Below are 22,337 nucleotides of genomic sequence, written 5' to 3' on the forward strand. Positions count from 1 at the left end.
CGGCAAAGCGCTGCGACAACGCTATCGTGCGGGGAAGGCCTGCCCGTGCAGGCCTTGCTGTTCACCGGCGCGCGGCTCGCTTGTTACATCTGAAACACGCGCCACGTTCTGCGCCGGCCCTTCGACCAGCAGCACGATCGCAGTGCCGAGCAGCATCATCAGCTCGGTCGCATGCAGCCGCAGCGCCTCGAGCTCATGAGCATGCGAGGCCATCAGCATGCCTGCAAAGCTGATCACGCTGCCGAGCAGAAGGGCGATCCCCAGCGCCTCGTCGCAGCCGCCGGCCTTGCGGACCCGCGGCAGGCTGATCAGGACCAGGAAGATCGCGAAGAAGGCAGCGACCGTCAGTCGCGCCAGCGCCAGCAGCCATGCCACGCGCACCGTGCCCATGCCGGAGATCTGCAAGGTGTCGCTGATGAACAGCGCGACCGAGATGTTCGGACGTTCGAACAGGCCGTGAACCGGAGACAGCATGATGTGGAAGCTGACGATGCTCCAGGCCGGGATGAAATAGGCCGCGAGCAACGCGCCACTGAAGGAACTGAGCCGCCAGTTTTTGAACATGTCACTCTCCCGCGCCCGTTGTTCTGGGCTCCATCAACGGTATTGAGCGAGGTAACGCGCTGGAAATGCGGCGGGCAATTTAAACCTTTTGTTTACGTTAATGGGCCTGCGGAGGTGCGATTGTCCTCCCTCGTCGTTGTCTTCCTTCATCATGCGCTCCGGACACGGCGAGGGGGTCCCACCTGCCGCGGGACCCCTTCTTTCCCTGGTTCGCATCTCACGCTTATTAGAGTCTCGCTCAACCCGAATCGGCGGCTTCAACCAGTAATTGTTTTAAGTGATCCTACCGCCGCGGATCCTGTTGCTGCTGCTGGCCGGGCTGCTGCCCGCCACCCTGCTGTTGCTGACCTGGTTTCTGACTGGGGCTCTGGTTCTGCTGGCCCGGGTTCTGGTTCTGACTGCTCATTTCCCGATCTCCTTTTGAGCATCGCGCCTGCGCCAACCCACGAGCAGCGAGGGCGTTGCATGGTCGCCGCCGGTTCCAGGGATCATTCGGTGGCCGCCATGTGTCGCCAACGTGGCAAACGGAACACCGCTACCAAAGAAGGCGGGACAAGCACGCTTTTGCGGCACCGCACGCTGTTGCCGCCCGCGGTTCCTTGCTGTTAGTAATTGCTTCGACGCGTGGTCCGGAGGCTGGCTTCTGCCGCTGGGCTTGTCGCGTGCGGACAAACGATCGGCAGTTCATGGATTATTTTGCGCAGCAGCTTATCAACGGCCTCGTTCTCGGTTCGATCTACGGCCTGATCGCCATCGGTTATACCATGGTCTATGGCATCGTCGGCATGATCAACTTCGCACATGGCGACATCTTCATGATCGGCGGCTTCATCGCGCTGATCTCGTTCCTGATCCTGGTCTCGATGGGATTGACCGCCGTGCCGGTCATCCTGCTGCTGGTGCTGCTGGTCTCGATGGCGATCACCGCGCTCTATGGCTGGACGGTGGAGCGCATCGCCTACCGTCCTCTACGCCACTCCTTCCGGCTCGCGCCGATGCTCTCGGCCATCGGCATGTCCTTCGTGCTCACGAACTATTCGCAGGTGGCGCAGGGCGCGCGCGTCAAGCCGGTGCCGCCGATCATCACCGGCGGGTACACGCTGCATGAAAGCAGCGAGGGCTTCGTGGTGCAACTCTCCAACATCCAGATCGTTGTCGTCATCACTACGGTCGTGCTGCTGGCGCTGTTCACCTGGCTGGTGTCGCGGACCCGGCTTGGACGCGACATGCGCGCCTGCGAGCAGGACCAGACCATGGCCTCGCTGCTCGGTGTTGACGTCGACCGCACAATTTCGATGACATTTGTCATTGGAGCCGCGCTCGCCGCTGTCGCGGGCATGATGTATCTGCTTTACTACGGACTGGTCGATTTCTTCATGGGCTTCGTCGCCGGCATCAAGGCATTCACGGCTGCCGTGCTCGGCGGCATCGGCTCGCTTCCCGGCGCGATGCTGGGCGGCCTTGCGATCGGCCTGATCGAGACGTTGTGGTCGGCCTATTTCTCGGTCGAGTACAAGGACGTCGCGGCGTTCTCGATCCTGATCGTGGTGCTCATCTTCCTTCCGACCGGCCTGCTTGGCCGGCCCGAAGTCGAAAAAGTCTGACGGCGGTCTCGCGTGAGCGCGTCTTTTCCCGGATCCACAAACGAAAGCCAGCCGACAGGTGTGGCGTTCATCCTCAAGAAGGCTTTCCTCAGCGCCTTGGTTGCGCTCGGCCTGTTCTCGCTGATGGTCGGGATCCGCACCGAAGCGGGCCCGACTGGACAACTGGTATTCTGGACCCGCTTCAACGAGCTCGCGATGCTGGTCGGCGCGGTGTTCGTCGGCTCGATCGCGGTCGAGCTGTTCCGGCGCTGGCTCGGCCCCCGCGGCGGCACCGCCCGTCTCATTCCAAAGCCGATACAGCAGGGCGTCGCGGTTGCCGGCCCCTTCCTCGCCCCAGCGCTGCTGGTCTTCACGCTGCTGGTGCCGGTGATCTTCTACAATCAGCGCTACATTCTCGATCTCGCGATCCTGGTGCTGACCTATGTGATGCTGGGCTGGGGCCTCAACGTCGTGGTCGGCCTCGCCGGGCTGCTCGACCTCGGCTATGTCGCCTTCTACGCGGTCGGCGCATATTCCTACGGCCTGCTCTCGACCACCTTCGGCCTGTCGTTCTGGGTCTGCCTGCCGCTGGCCGGCATCCTCGCCGCCTTCTGGGGCGTGCTGCTCGGCTTCCCCGTGCTGCGGCTGCGCGGCGACTATCTCGCCATCGTGACGCTGGCCTTCGGCGAGATCATCCGCCTCGTCATCCTCAACTGGCAGAGCCTGACCGGCGGCCCGAACGGCCTCTCCGGGATTCCCCGTCCGAGCCTGTTCGGCATTCCGCTGACGCCTGGTCCCGACGGGCTCGCCGCCAAACTCGGCATCCCGTTTTCCGCGACCCACCGCATCGTCTTCCTGTTCTATTTGATCCTGGCGCTTGCGCTGCTCACCAACTGGGTGACCATTCGCCTGCGGCGGCTGCCGATCGGACGCGCCTGGGAAGCCCTGCGCGAAGACGAGATCGCCTGCCGCGCGCTCGGCATCAACATCACCACCACCAAGCTCACGGCATTCGCGACCGGCGCCATGTTCGGCGGCTTCGCCGGTGCCTTCTTCGCGACACGACAGGGCTTCATCAGTCCGGAATCCTTCACCTTCCAGGAATCGGCGCTGGTGCTTGCGATCGTCGTGCTCGGCGGCATGGGCTCACAACTCGGCGTCGCCCTTGCGGCATTGGCGATGATCGGCGGCTTCGAACTGTTCCGCAGCCTCGAGACCTACCGCATGCTGGTGTTCGGACTTGCCATGGTGCTGCTGATGATCTGGCGTCCGCGCGGCATCATCGGCCACCGCGCCCCCACGGTCTTCCTCAAGAAAGCCGAGGCGATCTCCTCAGACCTCGTCAAGGAAGGCCACGGATGAGTGCGTCCCCCATTCTCGCCGTCGAGCATCTGATCATGCGCTTCGGCGGCATCGTGGCCGTCAACGACCTGTCGTTCGAGGCGCAGCGGCAGCAGATCACCGCGCTGATCGGCCCCAACGGCGCCGGCAAGACCACGGTCTTCAACTGCATCACCGGCTTCTACAAACCGACCTCGGGCGCGATCCGTCTGACCCATGTCGATGACAGCCAGTATCAGTTGCAGACGCTGAACGACTTCAAGATCTCCAAGCAGGCCAAGGTCGCGCGCACCTTCCAGAACATCCGCCTGTTTCCCGGCATGACGGCGCTCGAGAACCTGATGGTCGCGCAGCACAATGCGCTGATGCGCGCCTCCGGCTTCACGTTCTTAGGGCTGCTTGGCGCGCCATCCTACAAGAGCGCGGAGAAGCGAGCGATCGCGGCGGCGACCTTCTGGCTGAAGCGGGTCGGCCTGCTCGACCGTGCCGACGAGGCCGCGGGCAACTTCGCCTATGGCGACCAGCGCAGGCTCGAGATCGCGCGCGCGATGTGCACAGAGCCCGCTCTGCTTTGCCTCGACGAGCCGGCGGCCGGCCTCAATGCGCGCGAGAGCGCGAGCTTGAGCGAGCTCTTGCTTTCGATCCGCGCCGAGCACGGCACCTCGATCCTCCTGATCGAGCACGACATGAGCGTGGTGATGGAGATTTCCGACCGCGTCATTGTGATGGATTATGGCGTCAAGATCGCCGAGGGCACGCCCAATGCGGTGCGCGACGATCCCAAGGTCATCGCGGCCTATCTGGGCGCCGATGAGGAGGAAGCGCTCGCGGTAATGGAGAGCGGGACGTGATCGCGCCGAACAACAAGGGTCCCACCTTCCCTCTGCTCGCGATCCGCAACCTGCGCGCTGCCTATGGCAAGATCGAAGCGCTCAAGGGCGTCGATCTCGAGATCAAATCCGGCGAGATCGTCGCCCTGATCGGCGCCAACGGCGCCGGCAAATCGACGCTGATGATGACGATCTTCGGCCGGCCGCGCGCCAGCGCCGGCCAGATCCTGTATGACGGCGCCGACATCACGCGGGTGCCGACCCATCAGATCGCGCGGCTTAAGATCGCGCAATCACCGGAAGGCCGGCGGATCTTCCCGCGGATGAGCGTCGCCGAAAATCTGCAGATGGGCGCGGACGCCACCGATACCAGCGAGGCCGAGCGCGCCGGCAGCCTGGAGCGGGTGTTTGCGCTGTTTCCGCGGCTCAAGGAGCGCATGGAGCAGCGCGGCGGCACCCTCTCGGGCGGCGAGCAGCAGATGCTGGCGATCGGGCGCGCGCTGATGAGCCGCCCACGCCTGCTACTTTTGGATGAGCCGTCGCTCGGGCTGGCGCCGCTGATCGCCCGCCAGATTTTTGACGCGATCCGCACCCTGAACAAGCAGGACGGTCTGACCGTGCTGATCGTCGAGCAGAACGCCAACCATGCGCTGAAGCTCGCCCATCGCGGCTATGTGCTGGTCAACGGGCTGATCACGCTTGCCGGCTCCGGCGCGGAACTGCTGCAGCGCCCGGAAATTCGCGCCGCCTATCTCGAAGGTGGCCGCCACGGCTGACATGCGCCGCACCCGATGCGAGCGAATACCGGGTTACGCCCGTCATTTGCCCGAAAATTGCCGGTGACTTCGCGGTAAAATCAGCCACAATGCGCTCGCTCTGACGATCCGGTCCGCCGGATCGTCCGTGTCGATCACCATCGGGGATTTCTCATGAAACCACTCAAACTCATCGGCTTGGCTCTGGGCGCAACCGTGGCGCTCTCGACTGCGGCACTGGCGGACGACATCACCATCGCGGTGGCTGGTCCCATGACCGGCACCGAATCCGCTTTTGGACGGCAGATGAAGAACGGCGCCGAAATGGCCGTCGAGCAGCTCAACGCCTCCGGCGGCGTGCTCGGTAAGAAGCTCGCGCTCGACAGCGAAGACGACGCTTGCGATCCGAAGCAAGCGCGCTCGGTCGCCGAGAAGATCGCGGGCGCCGGCATTCCGTTCGTCGCTGGTCACTATTGCTCCTCGTCGTCGATCCCGGCGTCGGAAGCCTATGCCGACGGCAACGTGCTGCAGATCACGCCGGCGTCGACCAACCCGCTGTTCACCGAGCGCAAGCTGTGGAACGTCGCCCGCGTCTGCGGTCGTGACGATCAGCAGGGTGCGGTCGCGGCCGCCTACATCGCGAAGAACTTCAAAGGCAAGAACATCGCGATCCTCAACGACAAGACCACTTACGGCAAGGGTCTTGCCGACGAGACCAAGAAGGCACTCAACAAGGCTGGCGTGACCGAGAAGCTCTACGAGAGCTACAACAAGGGCGACAAGGACTTCAACGCGATCGTATCGCGGTTGAAACGCGAGAACATCGATCTCGTCTATGTCGGCGGCTATCATCAGGAAGCCGGCCTGATCCTGCGCCAGATGCGTGATCAGGGCCTGAAGACGATCCTGATGGCGGGCGATGCGATGGCGGACAAGGAATATGCCTCCATCACCGGTCCTGCCGGCGAAGGCACGCTCTTCACCTTCGGCCCCGACCCGCGCAAGAAGCCGACCGCCGCATCGATCGTCGAAAAGTTCAAGGCCAAGAACATCGATCCGGAGGGCTATACCCTTTACACCTACGCCGCGATCCAGGTCTGGTCGCAGGCGGCGAAGAAGGCCGGCACCACCGATCCGAAAAAGGTGATGGACGCCATCAAGGCCGGTTCCTGGGACACCGTGATCGGCAAGCTCGAATATGACGCCAAGGGCGACATCAAGCAGCTCGACTACGTGGTCTACAAGTGGGACGCCAACGGCAACTACGCCGAGCTCAATCCCAAAGGCTCTTGATCCAAGTGCTCCTGATATCCGGCACGGATATCGGACAAATCATCCCGGCGGCGGAGACAGACGATCGGCCTCCCCGCCTCTCGATCCCCAAACGCCCCGGCATGCCGGGGCGTTTTTGTTGCCGTGTTGCCGTCGCAGCGCGAGGCCGCCGGAGCTAAACCCCGGCGCGCTCGACTTCAGGCGCCTGCACAGCAGCACGCGCGGAGGCGATTGCACCCATCAGCTCAGCGGGGCGGAACGGCTTCTGCAAGTAGACCACACGCGTCAGATCATCCGACCTCGCCGTACCGTCGAAGGCCGCCATGCCGGACACCGCTATCACCGGAACGTCGGGAACTCGCTCACGCAAACGCGCGATGAGCTCGAGGCCGCTCGCGTCCTCCAGGAAAATGTCGATGATGGCCGCGTCGAAATGCGCCTCGCCGAATGCCTTGAGGCCCGCTTCGGCGCTGGCCGCCTCGACGACATCGAAGTGATTCACCCGCAGCACCATGCAGATCATGGCGCGGACGTCCTTCTGATCGTCAACCACGAGAATGCGCGGCATGAGAAGCCTCACTTTTTCTATGGACAGCCTGCAACGGAAAAAGGGATTCGGTACAACTACGAGTTATTATTCCGATGAGGCAGTAAAAGGGCGGTTACTGCATTCATCCCACTGCTGCAGGCCATCTGCGGCGAATTGGTACCATGTAACCTCTGATTGATCTGAGGTGCTTCCTATTTGTTATTTGCAACCGGCCTGCCGGGTTCCCGCGGACGTCGCGGCCGGCGCGCGGGAACTGGACATGCAGGCGAACGACGACCGCAGCATCTTTCTTTCGACCGCGCAGCCGACGCGCCGCGACTGGATCGCCGTGCTTGCGGCGGTCGGGGCAGCATCGGCCGCCTTCGCGATCACGCTGCCTTTCGCCGGTGTCAAGCTCGCTCGCGTGCCGGCGTTGATCTCGGGCTATCAGTCCGCGCTTGCGATCAACGGCTTCATCACCGCGGTCCTGCTGTTCTCGCAATTTGCGCTTCTGAAGTCGCGCGCGCTACTGCTGCTCGCCTGTGGCTACCTGTTCACCGCCGCAGTCGTGCTGCTTCATACGCTGGCGTTTCTCGGCCTATTCACCCAGGCCGATCCGTTCGGTGCCGGACCGCAAAGCGTCGCCTGGCTCTACATGATCTGGCATGCGGGCTTTCCTTCGTTCACGCTGGCCTACGGGCTTTCCAAGGACCACGACGGCAACCGAGTCGGCGGATCGACGGCACGCGCGATTCTCGTCAGCGGTGCGGCCGTGCTAATCACGGTTGCCCTCCTGACATGGATCGTCGTCGTCAGGCACGATCTGCTTCCGGCGCTGATCCTCGGTGACAGATCGAATAGCTCCTTCCTCACGCCCGCGATGGCGCTGATTGCGATCCTCACAGTGGCGACGCTGCTCGTGCTGTGGATGCGGCGGCCGCGCAGCGTGCTCGATGTCTGGCTGATGGTCGGATTGATCACTTGGTTGTTCGACATCGGACTGACCACGATCTTCAATATTGCCCCGTTCGACGTCGGCTATTACGCCGGTCGGGTCTTTGCGCTTTGCGCAGCGAGCATCGTGCTGGCCATTCTTCTGGTCGACAATGTCGGGATGCAGGTCAAGCTGTCGCGCCTGCTCCACCAGCTCCGCGAGCGGCACGGCGAGCGCGAGCGCCTGTTCAGCGCGGTGGTGGAGTCCTCGAGCGATGCCATCCTCACGATGACGCTCGACGGCACCATCACCTCATGGAATCAGGCTGCTGAGCAGCTGTTCGGCTATCTGGCAGCCGATGCGGTCGGGCAGCACATCTCGCTGATCGTCCCGCCCGAGCGCCTTGCCGAGGTGGAGGACAATCTTTCCAAGCTTCGCCGCAACCAAATGATCGAGCAGCGCGAGACGGTGCGAAAGCGCCGGGACGGGCGGCTGCTCGAGGTCTCATCGACCATCTCGCCGATCCATGCCGCTGATGGCGCCGTGGTCGGAGCTTCCAAGGTGGTGCGCGACGTCACCGAGAGCAGACGGACGCAGCGCGCGCTCAGCCGCGAGATCGAGGAACGGCAGCGTGTGTTCGAGACCTCGCAGGATCTGATCCTGGTCACGGATCCCACTGGCCAGCTCGTCCAGGTCAGCCCGAGCTCGCTTGCGATCCTTGGTTATCGTTCTGATGAGATGATCGGACGTAACGCCGCCGAGTTCACCCATCCTGCCGATCTCGATCGCGCCCGCAGCGAGATGCGCGCTGCGCGGCAGGGCCGGCAGATGCGCAGCCACGAGGTGCAGTTGCTGCACAAGGACGGCCATGCCGTCGTCCTGAACTGGATGGCGAGCTGGTCGGAGCCTGTGCAACGTTATTTCCTCATCGGTCGCGACCAGACGGAGAAGCGCGCCAATGAGGCCCAGGCCCGCCAGGCGCAGAAGATGGAGGCGATCGGACAGCTCACCGGCGGCATCGCCCATGACTTCAACAACATTCTCACCGTGATCACCGGCTCGATCGGCATCCTGGCCGACGCGGTCGCCGACAAGCCCGAACTCGCGGGCATCGCCAGGCTCATCGACGAATCTGTCACGCGGGGTGCGCAATTGACGCAGCAATTGCTGGCCTTTGCCCGCAAGCAACCGCTGCAGCCGGTCGATCTCGACGTCAATGCGTTGGTCGCGGAGGCGGCCAAGCTGCTGCGTCCAACGCTCGGCGAGCACATCGAGGTGTCGGCCAGGCTCAGCGACGATGCCTGGGCCGCGCTGGTCGATCCAAACCAGCTCACCACCGCGATCCTCAACTTGGCGCTGAATGCGCGCGATGCCATGCCCGAGGGCGGCAAGCTTACGATCGAAACCCGTAACGTGTCGCTCGACGAGGACTACGCGCATGCCAACACCGAGGTCCTCGCCGGCGACTATGTGATGATCGCGGTCAGCGACACCGGCGCCGGCATTCCGCCCGCTTATCTGCAGAAGGTCTTCGATCCCTTTTTCTCGACCAAGGGCGTCGGCAAGGGCACCGGGCTCGGCCTCTCCATGGTGTTCGGCTTCGTCAAGCAGTCGGGCGGCCACGTCGTGATCTACAGCGAGGTCGGCCAGGGCACCTGCGTCAAACTCTATTTGCCGCGCTCACGGGAGGAGAAGCGGCCGGAGACTGCGGCAACAGCGGCGCATGATTTGAAGGGCGGCGAGGAGACGATCCTGATCGTCGAGGACGACGCCCTGGTGCGCAGACATGTCGTGGCCCAGGTCAGGAGCCTTGGTTATGCGACTTTGTCGGCCGCCAACGCCGCCGAGGCACTGGAGATCATCGATGGCAATCCCGATATCGATCTCTTGTTCACCGATGTCATCATGCCGGGCGCGATGAACGGGGCGCAGCTCGCCGAGGCCGCGCGGCAGCGGCGGCCGTCGCTGAAGACACTGTTCACCTCCGGCTACACCGAGGACGCGGTGGTGCATCAGGGCCGGCTCGATGCCGGCGTGCTGCTGCTCGCCAAGCCCTATCGCAAGCACGAGCTCGCCCGGATGATCCGGATCGCGCTCGGCCGTTGAGTAGCCGGCGGCGCTGATATATCGATCAGGAGAACGTGCAGCTCAGTCCGACGGATCGATCCCGTGAAGAACCTGCTGACCGACATCGAGGGCGTCCGCGTCGGCCATGCCGATGACGCCAGGCTCGCTTCGGGTGTCACAGCCGTCCTGTTCGACCACCCGGCCATAGCCGCGCTCGACATCCGCGGTGGCGGTCCGGGCGTGCGCGATGACGCCCTGCTCGATCCCGTCAACACGGTGGAGCGCATTGACGCGATCACGCTGTCCGGCGGCTCGGCGCTCGGCCTCGATGCCGGCGGCGGCGTCCAGGCCTGGCTCGCCGAGCAGGGCCGCGGCTTCGCGGTCGGCGAGGCGCGCGTGCCGATCGTGCCGGGCGCTGTGGCGTTCGATCTCCTGAATGGCGGCGACAAGGCCTGGGGCCGCTTCCCGCCCTATCGCGATCTCGGCTATCAGGCGGCGGCGGTCGCCAGCACGGAGTTCGCCCTCGGCAGCGTGGGCGCAGGCATGGGCGCCACCACGGCGACGCTCAAGGGCGGACTCGGCGCGGCGTCAGCCATGACTGCGGATGGCATCAAGGTCGCCGCGCTCGTCGTGGTCAATGCGGTCGGCAGCGTCACGGTCGGTGATGGTCCCTGGTTCTGGGCGGCGCCGTTCGAAGTTGGGGGCGAGTTCGGCGGTCGCGGCCTGCCGGCGGCATTCACGCCGGACATGCTGGCGATGCGGATCAAGGGCGGATCAGCCGCGACGCCTATCGAGAACACCTCGCTTGCCGTCGTCATCACGGACGCCGTCCTGACCAAGGCGCAGGCGAAGCGGCTGGCGATCGTTGCCCAGACCGGGATGGCGCGCGCGATCTATCCGGTGCATCTGCCGCTCGATGGCGACGTGGTGTTTGCGGCTGCGACCGGCGTCAAGCCGATCGAGCCGCTGGTCGGCTTGAGCGAGCTCGGCATGGTCGCCGCCAACGTCCTGGCCCGGGCAATTGGCCGCGGCGTCTATCACGCCACCGCCCTGCCCTTTGCCGGCGCGCTCCCGGCGTGGCAGGACCGGTTCGGCAAGTAGCGCGTTCTCTATGCGGTGATCGAGGTGGTCGCTCCGGCAGGGTTCGACAGCGCGTTCGCCTCGTGCTGGAACAGCTTCTCGATCAGATTGTAGGACGACGTCGCCGAGTTCGATGCGCCGGACATCGCCTGCAGCAGGGGATCGCTGCTCGTCGAACCATCCGGGCTCGTGCTCGTGCCCGAGTTGCCGGAGTTCGATGCGTCGGCGACCTGATGATGATGGCCGTGATGGTGACCTGCGCCCTGCAGCGCCGATTTCATCTCATCGAGGCCGACGCTGCCGTCACCGTTCTTGTCGAGCTTGCTGAAGACATCGTCGGCCTGGGCGAGATTGGTGCCGCCGGCGCCGAGCGCGCTCTCGAACTCGGATTTGCTGATCTGGCCGTCGCCATTGCCGTCGATCTGCGCGAACAGGTCCTGCAGCGGGTCGGTGTAGCTCGTATTCTGGCTCGCCGACGCGGTGCCCACCGAGCTCGCATCGCTCTGCGCTGAAATCAGCGCGCTCATGGTCTGCGGCGCGATCTGCGCGCCCGCATTCGTGCCAGAGGACGCCGGCGTGGACATGGAGGCTCCGGCTTTCGAATTGGAACCGCCGAGGAAATCGAACAGGTTGGACGCCGACCCGGCACCCGACTGGCCCGACGTCGATTTCGAGGAGCCAAGGGATTGCAGCCCGTCGAGGATCGAGGATGCTGCACCAAGCGCAAACCACATGACAGAACTCCGCCCGATGCCGCCGAGGGCCGGCGGCGAGATATTTGCCGAAAAGCCCATCGCAAGCTGCGTGCCAATGTGAAAGCGCTTGAAATATCATTGCTTTTTCTGAAAGCGCCGACCGGCCGTCCCGGCATTTCGTGCCGCCTGCGGCAGATTTTTCCCTCGCTTCGTTGCCGGATCGGAGCCTGCATGTTACGGCCTGACCTCCCCACCCGATCCGGAAACTGCGCCCATGACCTCGTCATTCACGCCGCGTCCTCTCGTGATTGCGCCCTCGATCCTCGCCTCCGACTTCTCCAAGCTCGGCGATGAAGTGCGCGCGGTCGATGCGGCCGGCGCCGACTGGATCCATCTCGACGTGATGGACGGGCATTTCGTGCCCAACATTTCCTACGGCCCTGACGTGATCAAGGCGCTGCGTCCGCACACCAAGAAGATCTTCGACGCGCATCTGATGATCTCGCCCTGCGATCCCTATCTCGAAGCCTTCGCGAAAGCCGGCTGCGATCACATCACCGTCCATGCCGAGGCCGGCCCGCATCTGCATCGCTCGCTCCAGGCGATCCGCGCGCTCGGCAAGAAGGCCGGCGTCTCGCTCAATCCGTCGACGCCGCTGAACGTGATCGAATACGTGCTCGATATGATCGATCTCGTGCTGATCATGTCGGTCAACCCGGGCTTCGGCGGCCAGGCGTTCATTCCTGCTGCTCTCGGCAAGATCCAGGACCTGCGCGCGATTCTCGCGGGCCGGCCGATCGACATCGAGGTCGATGGCGGCGTCGGCCCGGACGTTGCGGGTCCCCTGGCCGCGGCCGGCGCCAATGCTTTCGTCGCGGGCTCGGCCGTGTTCAAGGGCGGCACCATGGAGTCCTACCGGGGCAATATCTCCGCGATTCGCAATGCGGCAGCGCAGGCCCGCGGCGAGGCGATCTAAGATAGTCCGATGCGCGCGCTCACGCCGGAGCCTTTGACCAAGCTGGCCTTCGCTCCCTTCGGCGATGTCGTCGAGACCGACGGCACCGCGGGAATCGAGATCAACCAGGGCTTTGCCAGCCGCTGGAATGCACTCGCCAATATCGACATCACCTCAGGCGGCGCTGCGGTCAACATCAGCCTGTTCGAGGCGAGACCGCGCCCGCAGCCAATCGAGATTTTGCTGATGGAGCGTCATCCGCTCGGCAGCCAGTTGTTCATGCCGCTGCAGGACAAGCCCTGGCTGGTCGTGGTCTGCACGAACCCGCATGATCTTTCGAGCTATCGCGCCTTCACGGCCAGCGGCCGCCAGGGCGTCAACTACGCCCGCGACGTCTGGCATCATCCGCTGCTCGTGCTCGGCGACGGCGAGCGCTTCCTGGTCGTCGACCGCATCGGTCAGGACAATCTCGAAGAAATCTGGCTGGATCAACCGATGTCGTTGATGATGGCGTGACGCAACGGCGCGCGCCCTGGAGATCAAGCATGGATAAGCCCGACTACTTCGTTCCGCGCGGCGGCCACCCGCCGCAGACCGACCTGCTGACCGGCCGGGCCGTATTCACCGAGGCCTATGCCGTGATCCCCAAGGGCGTGATGCGCGACATCGTCACCTCGGCACTGCCGTTCTGGGACAAGACGCGCGTCTGGGTGATCGCACGGCCGCTCTCCGGCTTCGCCGAGACCTTCTCGCAATATATCATGGAGGTCGCGCCGGGCGGCGGCAGCGACAAACCGGAGCCGGATGACGGCGCCGAGGGCGTGCTGTTCGTGGTCGGCGGCGAGATCACGCTGACGCTCGGTGGCACGTCGCATCGCATGGGCGCTGGCGGCTACGCCTTCCTTCCACCGGCCAGCGGCTGGACGCTGTGCAATGACGGCGCGGCGCCGGCGACCTTCCACTGGATCCGCAAGGCCTATCAGGCCGTGCCGGGCATTGCGGTGCCGGACGCGTTCGTCACCAACGAGACCGATGTCAAACCGGTGGCCATGCCCGACACCGACGGGCGTTGGGCCACCACGCGTTTTGTCGATCCGCTCGACGTCCGCCACGACATGCATGTCAATATCGTCACCTTCGAGCCGGGGGCGGTGATCCCGTTCCTCGAGACCCATGTAATGGAGCACGGGCTCTACGTGCTCGAGGGCAAGGCGGTCTACAGGCTCAACCGCGACTGGGTCGAGGTCGAGGCCGGCGACTTCATGTGGCTGCGGGCGTTCTGCCCGCAGGCCTGCTACGCCGGCGGCCCCGGCCGCTTCCGCTATCTGCTCTACAAGGACGCCAACCGGCACATGAATTTGCGGCCGTTCCGGTAAGACGCCGAACGACGCGTGGAGAGGTCAGGCCGTCGTCACCGGCCGTTCCAAACCCTGCCACCGATAGATCGCGAACGAGATCACCCAGCTCGCCAGGAACACGCCGACAACAAGATAACCGAAATTGGCGAGGCTCTCGTTGAGGCCGGAAATCCGGTCCCAGAACGGGCCTTCGAGCGCGAGCTTATTCACGATCAGGCCGAGCGCCTCGATGCCGCCGATCAGCACCGCGACCACGACCGAGATCGCCGTGATCGTCAGATTGTACCAGAGCTTGCGGATCGGATTGAGGAACGCCCAGCCATAGGCGCCGACCATCAGCACGCTGTCGGTGGTGTCGATCAAGGTCATGCCGGCCGTGAACAGCGCCGGGAAGATCATCACCGTACCGAAGCTCATCCCGCCGGAGGCTTGGCCCGCCGCCACGCTGAACAGGCTGATCTCGGTCGCGGTATCGAATCCGAGGCCGAACAACAGCCCGATCGCAAACATCTGCCAGCTCGCGGTGACCATCCGGAACAGCGGCCGCAGCATGCGGGGTAGCAGGCCGCGTCCTGACAGCAGCATGTCGAGCTCCCGCTGTTCGACATCGTCGCCCCGCCGCGCGCGTTTGAAATTGCGCCAGACGCTGCGCAGGATGATGAGATTGATGACCGCAATGGCGAGCAGGAAGAACGCCGAGGTGCCGGTGCCGATGATGCTGCCGATGGCCCGATACTCCTGGAACCGGCCCTGCAACGCGAAGGCCGCGGCAGCGATCGCCGCAACCGCGATCACAATCGAAAACGAATGCCCGAACGCAAAGAACAGCCCGACTGCGAGCGGACGCTTGCCGTCCTGCATCAGCTTGCGCACCACGTTGTCGATGGTCGCGATGTGGTCGGCATCGACCGCGTGCCGCAGGCCGAGCACATAGGCGAGCAGTGCCGTGCCGAGCAGCGCCGGCCGGTCCGACAGCGCCACCACGGCCCAGGTCCAGGCCCCGGCATTGAGCAGGATCAGAAACACATAGAGCGCGATGATCCGCGGGCGCGAATCGGCTGAGTGGTCGTCAATCGCGTTCCTCAGATGAGCGAGCATGCAGGCGATCCTTCCGTCCGCGAAAACCTGTCGAGAGCGCCATCGCAGCGGAAGCCGCCCCGGGGCGCGCACCGCACACCGGCTGGATGACTGTTCAGGTCGGTCTCCTGACTCGCGGGTCGACGCTCCTGGTCCGCCTTCCCGGACACGCGCGTCCAGTGGCATCGTGGAAGGAACTCACCGCTTACAGTTGCGGGCGCAGTTGCGGACTTGGCAGACCCCTTCGATCTCGCCTCACCGCATTCCCATGCGCCGATCCTCCGACCGGCGCACCTGAACGCCGCCATGTTCAATCAAACGGCGGACGTGTCAATCCCCTGCCGATGGACGCGCATTCCGATCGCCAGTGCAAAGTCATCGCTTTGCATGAGTGCACTCATGCCGCTTCAGCATTTCAGAAGTGTGTCCGCCTCGGTCATCGCATCGCGCTTGCAATCTGACTTTGCCGCAACACACCAGCCTCCCAGCCGCATCGATGTAGGGCCGAGCAGTCAGGCCAGACTACGCCTGCCAGTAGCGACCTCCGCGAGTTCTGCGGATACTCGGGCAATGACGCCAGACCACGCCTGCGGCGCCTGCTGACGAAACAGCCGCATGCCGGGATACCAGGGCGTGTCCTCGCGATCGCGCAGCCAGCGCCAATCGGGCGCATAGGGCAACATGGTCCAGGTCGGGCGGCCCATAGCGCCTGCCAGATGCGCGACCGAGGTATCGACCGCGATGACGAGATCGAGCGCGGAGATGGCGGCGGCCGTATCGGCGAAGTCGCCTAGCTCCGGCGCAAGGTCGATGACGTTGGACTGAAGCCGAGCCAGCACCGGCAGATCTGCCGCGCGCGGCTCCTTCTGCAGGCTGTAGAGCTGCACGCCCGGCATAATGAGGGCCGGTAGTATCGCGTCTGCTGACATGGAACGATGCCGGTCGCCTTTGTGCGTGGGGCTTCCGGCCCAAACAACTCCGACCTTCAACGCATCGACGTCGCCCACCGCACGACGCCAAGTCTCGACCTTTTCCGGATCGGCATGCAGATAGGGTATTTCGGCCGGTATCGAATCCAGCGTCGTGCCGAACACATGTGGCAGATGCATCAGCGGCAGCTGCAGATCGAACCGCGGCAGCGCCGCGCCGCGACGAATGACAGACACGCCTTGGAGCCCACGCAACAGCGAGACGAGGGCGGGCTGGACCTGCAACACGATCGTCCCGCCCTTCGCCGCAACCATCGGGAGATAGCGGATGAACTGCAGGGCATCGCCGACACCTTGTTCCGAGTACAACAGCAGCGTGCGACCAACGAACGAGTCGCCCTGCCATTCCGGACCGATGATCCTATGCTCACTCTCGACAAGTCCGCGCCAACGGCAATAGGTGGCAAAGCCGTTCTTGAGATCTCCGGAAAGCAGCAGGAGAAGCGAATGATTGACGTGCGCCAACGGGTGCTCTGGCGCGAGCGCAACGGCACGCTGCGAGACCGCCAGCGCCTCGTCGAGGTCGCCCTTGGTCTCAAGGATGCCGACCAGATTGATGTGAAGCAGAGGATGTTCCGACGCAAATGCAATGGCCTGGCGCGAAACTGCAAGTGCCGCGTCGAGGTCACCCTTTGCGTGGAGAATACCTGCGAGATTGGCGTGGAGCAGAGCATGCTCCGGCGCAAGCGCGACGGCGCGCTGCGAGACTGCAAGCGCCTCATCGAGGTCACCCAGATTGTGCAACGCTACCGCGAGGTTGCCATAACCGTTCGCATCGTCCGGATCGGCGGCGATTGCCGCACGATAGTGGGCAATCGCCGCCTCGGTCTGGTTCTGATGCTCCAGGATTACGCCGAGATTGGTATGTGCCTTGGCAAAGGCTGGATTGAGCTGGAGCGCGCATTTGGCGGCCGCGCTCGCTGCATCGAGCTGCCCGAGAGCGATCAGGCAGGCGCAGAGATTGTTGTAGATCTCGACATCGGCGAAATTGAGCTCTATCAGTCGCAAGTAGGCATGGACGGCGTCTTGAACGCGGCGCGCCTCGTGCAGGATAAGCGCCAGTCTTCGTAGCGCATGAGCATCGCCCGGAGCCAACTCCACCACTTTGCGGTAATGGATGATCGCATCATCCAGCCTGCGGCACCGATATAGCGCTTCGCCGATTCCACCGTTCGCATCGAGATTGCCAGGATCGCCGGCCAGAACTCGACGATACGACGCAATGGCGTCATCGAATTGGTGCCGGCCGGCGAGTAAATTGCCGAGTCTGAGCCAACTGACCTGGTGCGCCGGATCACGCGCAAGCACTGCGCGATAGCTTTCCTCCGCCTCGGCGAGGCGGCCAGCCGCGTCAAAACAAATCGCAAGCTTGAAGCGGATCGGGACGTCATCGGGATCAAGTTGCAGCGCGGATTGATAGATCGAAGCCGCATCGTTGAACCGTGCCGCATCCACCAATGCCGCGCCGAGCTTGGCACGCAGGCCGATGTCGAGCGGCCGCAGATTCACCGCGCGTTGAAAGGTCGACGCGGCGCCGTCGCACTCGCCCTTCACCGCCAATGCATCACCGAGCGTAACGAGCGCTGGAACGTAGTTCTGATCAAGGACGAAGACCTTTTCCAGCAGCGCCGTCCCGTCAACCATGCGACCACTGGAGAAAGCGATGACGGCAGCCAGATGCAAGGCGGGAATGTAGTCGGGTTGCAGGTTCAAGATATCGGCGCATAGCGCACCGCCGCAGTCGGGCCGGCCGCTTGCGCAATGTTCGGCCGCCTTACGCAACATCAGCTCAACCGTTACACCCATTGTGTCACTTCGGGTTCTCTGCCTACCTCAGGTTAGGCTTGAACGGTCGCTCCCGCGGAATCAGGCGATGTATTGCGGCGACGCGGTCCCATCACCGCGCGATGACGGCGCGCCGAAAATCGGCGCGCCAGAAATCGCCGCGATGCGCCGCAGCAGCGGATCGGCGGCGACTTCATCAACCCGTGATTTGACGTTTATGTCTCATATGTCAAATTTGACAAATGCAAGCCAGAGAGAACCCCGAGGACCGCATTCTCGACGCCGCCATGCGGGTATTCCGCCGCCAGGGGTTTCGGCGCTCCACGATCGAGCAGGCTGCTGAGGAGGCCGGCCTGACGCGGCAGGCGCTCTATCATCACTTCCCGTCCAAGGAGGCCCTGTTTCGCGGCGCCATCGCGCGGTTCTACGAGCGCGCCCTCGCGGCCGAGATCGAGGCGGCGCGAGCCGCGGAAGCGGCTGGCCGTGAGCTTGCGGACATTGTCATCGCCGAGGTCACGGCGCGGCTGCGCGTTCTGTTCGCCGAACTGCAGGGCTCGCCCCATCTGGAGGAGCTGCTCTCGGAGCACCTTGCGCAGTCGCGCGACCTCTACCAGACCTACTCTGCCCGCTTCGGCGAGGAGGTCGCCGCTACGATCGCGCGGGTCTGCCGCGGGCGAAAGCTGAAGCTCGCGCGAGGCGTGACAACAGAAGATCTCGCCCGCTGCGTCGAGATGGCGATCCACGGCACCAAATCCGCCTATCCGTCGATGCAGCCGGTCGATGCCTTCCTGAAGCAGCTCGCCATGATGCTGCGAATGCTGATCGCCGGCGCGCTGGCGCAAGCGCCGGCGGGCAGGTCATCGCGTGAAACAGGAGATCGGAAATGAAGGTGATGACGATCAACGGGCGATCCGAGCCGCTTCCCGATGACCAGGATGCACTTCTGATCGACGTCATCCGCGATCACTTGGATCTGACCGGGACAAAGCTCGTCTGCGGATCGGGCGTGTGCGGCGCCTGCACGGTGCTGCTGGACGGCGAACCGGTGGTGAGCTGCCTGCTTCCGGCGAGTGCGGCCGCGGGAAAGAGGGTGACGACGATCGAGGGACTCGGAAGCGCGGGATTGCACCCGGTCCAGCGGGCGTTCATGGCGCTTGATGCGCTTCAATGCGGCTTCTGCACGCCGGGATTCGTGGTCGAGGCCGCCGCTTTTCACGACCATTGGCGTGCATCGCGCGGGACGGCCGTTCCAACGCGCGAAGAGATCGCGGCTGCGCTGTCAGGTCATCTGTGCCGATGCGGCGCTTATGAAGGGATCCATCGCGCGGTCGCCGACGCCTGTGCCGGACGGTTTGACGGCTTTGATCCGAACGCGCCGCGTTTGGAGGCGCGCGACAAGGTGACCGGCCTGGCGCGCTACACGGTTGACATTCATCATGACGGGCAGCTCGAGGGCGTCATCCTGCGCGCACCGGTCGCACATGCACGGATCAGGAATCTCGATCTTTCGCCCGCGCGCGCCGTTGCCGGCGTTGCCGCAGCCGTCTCGCTGCTGTCCGAAGACAACGTCGTTCGCTTTGTCGGCGCACCGATCGCAGCGGTCGCGGCCAAGGATCGCCGCACCGCGCTGGACGCGATCGCAGCCATCAAATTCGATTGCGACGCGCTGCCGGCAGTGGTCGGCCTCGATGCGGCACGGCGCGAGGACGCGCCGATCGTGTTCGAGCGGAAAGACCGCAAGCGCGCGCACAATCTGGCCGAGGGCGGCGGCGGCCCGGCGCCATGGAAGGGAAACGTTCGCGGACCTTCCGCGATGTTCTCGCAAAAGGCCAAGCGCGCCAAGGACTGGCTCGCGCAGGCACGCGCCGCGCGCAACCCGCTTCTCGTGGAGCAAACCTTTCGCGTTCCGACGCAGCAGCACGCGTGTCTCGAGCCGCATGCCGCGGTGGCGCGGTTCGATGGCGACCAGTTGACGGTGCACATCTCCACGCAAGCCGTGCATGACATGATGGAGAAGATCGCCAAGCGCTATGATCTCGCCCGCGACAAGGTCCGCGTCATCGCCGATCACGTCGGCGGCGGCTTCGGCTCCAAGGGCAGCCTTGGCATGGAGACCATCGCGGCCATCGAGCTCGCGCGCGCCGCCAAGGCTCCCGTACGCGTCGCCTTCGATCGCGAGGAAGAGCTGTCGGTGACCGGCTATCGTCCTGCCGCGGAATTGCAGATCGCACTGCTGCCATCAAAGCAAGGCGCGCTCAAGGCGCTGTCGCTGACCGCCCATGCCGACACCGGCACCGGGGTGAACTCATTGATCGCAGGTCTTGCGCGGCTGATCTATCCGGCGGAAGCGAAGGAGCTCGTCGACTTCGACGTGCTCAGCAATCTGCCGCCGGGCGCGCCATTCCGAGGTCCTGGCGGACCGCCGATGGCGTTCGCGCTGGAGCAGGCGATCGACGAAGCGGCGCTGCGGATGAACATCGATCCGATCGAACTGCGCAAGCGGTGGGACCCTGATCCCAACCGGCAGCGGCTCTATGACTGGGCCGCGGGCCTGGACGTCTGGCGCAATCGCAAGCCGGCCTCAATGCAGAGCGGCCGCTACCGGCGCGGCGTCGGCGTCGCGACCGGCTATTGGCTCTATCTCTGGCAGCACGGCTCATCGGTCGAGCTTGCAATCAAGGGCGGCCGCATCGTCGCGAGCTGCGCGGTGCAGGACATCGGCACCGGCACGCGCAGCGTGATCGCGAGCACGGTCGCGAAGGCGTTCGACCTCGAGCCGCAGGATATCGAGGTCCGGATCGGACACTCGAACCTGCCGCAAGGGCCAGGCTCCGGCGGCAGCCGCGTCACGGCCTCGATCGTGCCGCCGACATTGCTCGCGGTCGAGAAGCTGAAGACGGAGATTCAGCGGACCGCGCCGCGACCACCGCTTCCCGGCTCGAATGCGCCGTGGCGCGAACTGATCGCGTCCGCTCCCGACCTCGTTGTATCCGCGAAGCGTCCGAAGGACGGCAAACCGCCGCCCGGTATCAGACCAGCGTTGCGGGAGGCAGGCTTCATCGGTTTGGTGTTCGGCTGGGTGCTTCGGTTCATCAACAAGATGGCGGTCGGCGCGGGCGTGCCGAGCTCGGTGCAGGTCGTCGAAGTCGAGGTCGATACCTGGCTCGGCAAGGTGCGGGTGCTCAACGCCCATGTCGGGCTTGCGATCGGCAAGCTCGCGGCCCCTGCCCTGGCGCGGAGCCAGGCCGCCGGCGCGCTGATCCAGGGCATCGGTTACGCGCTCTATGAAACCCGCGAAACCGACCCAGTGACAGGACACGTGCTGAGCGCCGGCATGGAGGACTACCGCATTCCCGGCATCGCCGACATGCCGCGACTCGACGTGCATTTCGACGAGGCCGGTTTCGATCACGTGCCGGGCGGCAGCGTCGGCATCGGCGAGGTCGCGACCGTGCCGACATCAGCCGCAATCGCGAATGCGATCCACAATGCAATCGGCATTCGCCCGACCGAAATTCCGTTCCGCCCGGACCGGCTGGTTGCTGCATTGAAAGGGAGAGACGCGGCATGACCATCGCATCCGTGAGCGTGCCGGAATTCCGCGCGGCCGGCACCGATCTGTCCGAGCGCCGGCGCAGCGGCATCTCCAGGGGATCGCTGATCGACATCATCGGCTCGGCCGACAGCGGGATATCGTGGGGCGCGGATGGCGCGGCCGCCATCGGCGCACTGACGACGATCGCCGCGATTGCAACGGATGAGCGCATGGCCGCGGCCTATCCCGGGATCGCGGCCAGCGCCGAAGGCCTCGCCACGCCGCAGATCCGGCGTCTGGCTACACTCGGCGGCAACCTCGCCCAGCGCTCCCGCTGCTGGTATTTCCGCAATCCGCACATCGCGTGTCTGAAGAAAGGCGGCGATCTCTGCCCCGCGCGCACCGGCAATCATCTGTATGGCGTCGCCTTCGACCTCGGCGACTGCGTCGCGCCGCATCCCTCGACGATGGCTGCGGCGTTGCTGGCTTACGATGCGCACATCGTCACCAATCGGCGCGATGGCGTGACCATCGCCGCGCTGCTTGGCGACGGCTCCGACGGACGACGAGACCACACGCTCGCGCCTGGCGAAATGATTACCCGGATCGTCTTGCCGCCCCCGCGATCTGGCGAGAACGCCGCCTACAAGCGCGCGATCGGCCGCGCGCACGCCGAATGGCCGCTGGTCGAGCTCTGCGCGCGCACGGTGATCGCCGATGGCAAGTTCCAGTTCGTGCGCCTGGTCGCAGGTGGTATCGCGCCGGTGCCGCTGCGACTGATGGCGTGCGAAACAGCGCTGCAGGGTCATGACGCTAACGCGGCAACGATCGCGGAAGCTGCGAAGCAAGCCAGGTCAGGTGCCAAGCCGCTGGCAATGACGCACTACAAGCTGGATCTCCTCGAAGGTCTGATGCGCGATCTGCTGGAGCAGCTTGCGGCCGAGGGTGCGTATTAATCCGCTGGACTAGCACTGCGACCGCGCTCTTG

General features: G+C 64.6%; 19 protein-coding genes, 1 pseudogene and 1 riboswitch. Of the genes and pseudogenes, 14 read left to right on the forward strand and 6 right to left on the reverse strand.

Features of this window, described 5'->3' with window-relative positions; all coding sequences use genetic code 11:
• Window positions 1–21: 21 nt before the first annotated feature.
• Entirely contained in the window at window positions 22–564 is a 543-nt protein-coding gene (locus tag P6U24_RS26220; protein ID WP_407155354.1) for a hypothetical protein, read from the reverse strand.
• 301 nt (window positions 565–865) lie between these two features.
• On the opposite strand from P6U24_RS26220, the gene P6U24_RS26225 reads away from it, so the two are divergent.
• The 6 genes from P6U24_RS26225 (at window position 866) to P6U24_RS26250 (ending at window position 6,366) form a co-directional block, all read left to right on the forward strand.
• Window positions 866–988 (forward strand): hypothetical protein, encoded by a 123-nt coding sequence (locus P6U24_RS26225; RefSeq protein WP_407155355.1) that lies wholly within the window; start codon window positions 866–868, stop codon window positions 986–988.
• Between the two features lie 262 nt (window positions 989–1,250).
• Window positions 1,251–2,168, forward strand: a complete 918-nt coding sequence (locus P6U24_RS26230) for an ABC transporter permease subunit (RefSeq protein WP_407155356.1) — start codon at window positions 1,251–1,253, stop codon at window positions 2,166–2,168.
• A gap of 12 nt (window positions 2,169–2,180) precedes the next feature.
• Window positions 2,181–3,509 (forward strand): high-affinity branched-chain amino acid ABC transporter permease LivM, encoded by a 1,329-nt coding sequence (gene livM, locus P6U24_RS26235; RefSeq protein ID WP_407155357.1) that lies wholly within the window; start codon window positions 2,181–2,183, stop codon window positions 3,507–3,509.
• A complete protein-coding gene (locus tag P6U24_RS26240; RefSeq protein WP_407155358.1) occupies window positions 3,506–4,339 on the forward strand; it encodes an ABC transporter ATP-binding protein in 834 nt (277 codons plus the stop codon). Before livM ends, P6U24_RS26240 begins: the two co-directional genes overlap by 4 nt.
• A complete protein-coding gene (locus P6U24_RS26245) occupies window positions 4,339–5,094 on the forward strand; it encodes an ABC transporter ATP-binding protein (RefSeq protein ID WP_407160584.1) in 756 nt (251 codons plus the stop codon). Before P6U24_RS26240 ends, P6U24_RS26245 begins: the two co-directional genes overlap by 1 nt.
• A gap of 153 nt (window positions 5,095–5,247) precedes the next feature.
• Window positions 5,248–6,366 (forward strand): branched-chain amino acid ABC transporter substrate-binding protein, encoded by a 1,119-nt coding sequence (locus P6U24_RS26250; protein ID WP_407155359.1) that lies wholly within the window; start codon window positions 5,248–5,250, stop codon window positions 6,364–6,366.
• Between the two features lie 154 nt (window positions 6,367–6,520).
• Here the strand turns inward: P6U24_RS26250 and P6U24_RS26255 are convergent, their stop codons facing one another.
• Window positions 6,521–6,913 (reverse strand): response regulator transcription factor, encoded by a 393-nt coding sequence (locus tag P6U24_RS26255; RefSeq protein ID WP_407155360.1) that lies wholly within the window; start codon window positions 6,911–6,913, stop codon window positions 6,521–6,523.
• Between the two features lie 241 nt (window positions 6,914–7,154).
• Between P6U24_RS26255 and P6U24_RS26260 the strand changes: the two genes are divergently transcribed.
• Window positions 7,155–9,914 (forward strand): PAS domain S-box protein, encoded by a 2,760-nt coding sequence (locus P6U24_RS26260; protein ID WP_407155361.1) that lies wholly within the window; start codon window positions 7,155–7,157, stop codon window positions 9,912–9,914.
• Window positions 9,915–9,977: 63 nt separating this feature from the next.
• Window positions 9,978–10,976: a P1 family peptidase gene (locus P6U24_RS26265; RefSeq protein WP_407155362.1), complete on the forward strand. Its 999-nt coding sequence runs from the start codon at window positions 9,978–9,980 to the stop codon at window positions 10,974–10,976.
• Window positions 10,977–10,984: 8 nt separating this feature from the next.
• Here P6U24_RS26265 and P6U24_RS26270 read toward each other — a convergent pair whose 3' ends face one another.
• Window positions 10,985–11,689, reverse strand: coding sequence for an EF-hand domain-containing protein (locus tag P6U24_RS26270; RefSeq protein WP_407155363.1), 705 nt, complete (start codon window positions 11,687–11,689; stop codon window positions 10,985–10,987).
• A 235-nt stretch (window positions 11,690–11,924) separates the two neighbouring features.
• On the opposite strand from P6U24_RS26270, the gene rpe reads away from it, so the two are divergent.
• From rpe to P6U24_RS26285, 3 genes are read left to right on the forward strand one after another with little or no spacing between them, the layout of a single operon-like run.
• A complete protein-coding gene (rpe, locus tag P6U24_RS26275) occupies window positions 11,925–12,626 on the forward strand; it encodes a ribulose-phosphate 3-epimerase (protein WP_407155364.1) in 702 nt (233 codons plus the stop codon).
• Window positions 12,627–12,635: 9 nt separating this feature from the next.
• The gene (locus P6U24_RS26280; protein ID WP_407155365.1) at window positions 12,636–13,121 is read left to right on the forward strand and encodes an ureidoglycolate lyase; all 486 of its coding nucleotides are present in this window, start codon (window positions 12,636–12,638) and stop codon (window positions 13,119–13,121) included.
• A 29-nt stretch (window positions 13,122–13,150) separates the two neighbouring features.
• On the forward strand, window positions 13,151–13,981 hold the full coding sequence (locus P6U24_RS26285; RefSeq protein WP_407155366.1) for a bifunctional allantoicase/(S)-ureidoglycine aminohydrolase: 831 nt from the start codon (window positions 13,151–13,153) through the stop codon (window positions 13,979–13,981).
• Window positions 13,982–14,005: 24 nt separating this feature from the next.
• Here the strand turns inward: P6U24_RS26285 and P6U24_RS26290 are convergent, their stop codons facing one another.
• The 3 genes and pseudogenes from P6U24_RS26290 to P6U24_RS26300 form a co-directional block, all read right to left on the reverse strand.
• Window positions 14,006–15,061, reverse strand: coding sequence for a HoxN/HupN/NixA family nickel/cobalt transporter (locus P6U24_RS26290; RefSeq protein ID WP_407155367.1), 1,056 nt, complete (start codon window positions 15,059–15,061; stop codon window positions 14,006–14,008).
• A 79-nt stretch (window positions 15,062–15,140) separates the two neighbouring features.
• Window positions 15,141–15,353: riboswitch (cobalamin riboswitch) on the reverse strand.
• A gap of 199 nt (window positions 15,354–15,552) precedes the next feature.
• Complete coding sequence (locus P6U24_RS26295; protein WP_407160585.1) at window positions 15,553–16,494, reverse strand: glycosyltransferase family 9 protein; 942 nt, start codon at window positions 16,492–16,494, stop codon at window positions 15,553–15,555.
• A 24-nt stretch (window positions 16,495–16,518) separates the two neighbouring features.
• A pseudogene (locus P6U24_RS26300) lies at window positions 16,519–17,835 on the reverse strand (tetratricopeptide repeat protein); the annotation flags it as partial.
• Window positions 17,836–18,056: 221 nt separating this feature from the next.
• Between P6U24_RS26300 and P6U24_RS26305 the strand changes: the two are divergent.
• Genes P6U24_RS26305 through P6U24_RS26315 form a run of 3 tightly spaced genes read left to right on the forward strand, consistent with a single transcriptional unit; the run spans window position 18,057 to window position 22,305 of the window.
• Window positions 18,057–18,701, forward strand: coding sequence for a TetR/AcrR family transcriptional regulator (locus P6U24_RS26305; RefSeq protein ID WP_407155368.1), 645 nt, complete (start codon window positions 18,057–18,059; stop codon window positions 18,699–18,701).
• Entirely contained in the window at window positions 18,698–21,385 is a 2,688-nt protein-coding gene (locus P6U24_RS26310) for a molybdopterin-dependent oxidoreductase (RefSeq protein WP_407155369.1), read from the forward strand. Before P6U24_RS26305 ends, P6U24_RS26310 begins: the two co-directional genes overlap by 4 nt.
• Window positions 21,382–22,305 carry an FAD binding domain-containing protein gene (locus P6U24_RS26315; protein WP_407155370.1) on the forward strand — a complete coding sequence of 308 codons (924 nt, stop codon included), beginning with the start codon at window positions 21,382–21,384 and terminating at the stop codon, window positions 22,303–22,305. The genes P6U24_RS26310 and P6U24_RS26315 overlap by 4 nt, the downstream gene beginning before the upstream one ends.
• Window positions 22,306–22,337 lie beyond the last annotated feature (32 nt).

It is taken from the genome of Bradyrhizobium sp. STM 3557 (genome assembly GCF_045571465.1).
Taxonomy (GTDB): Bacteria; Pseudomonadota; Alphaproteobacteria; order Rhizobiales; family Xanthobacteraceae; genus Bradyrhizobium.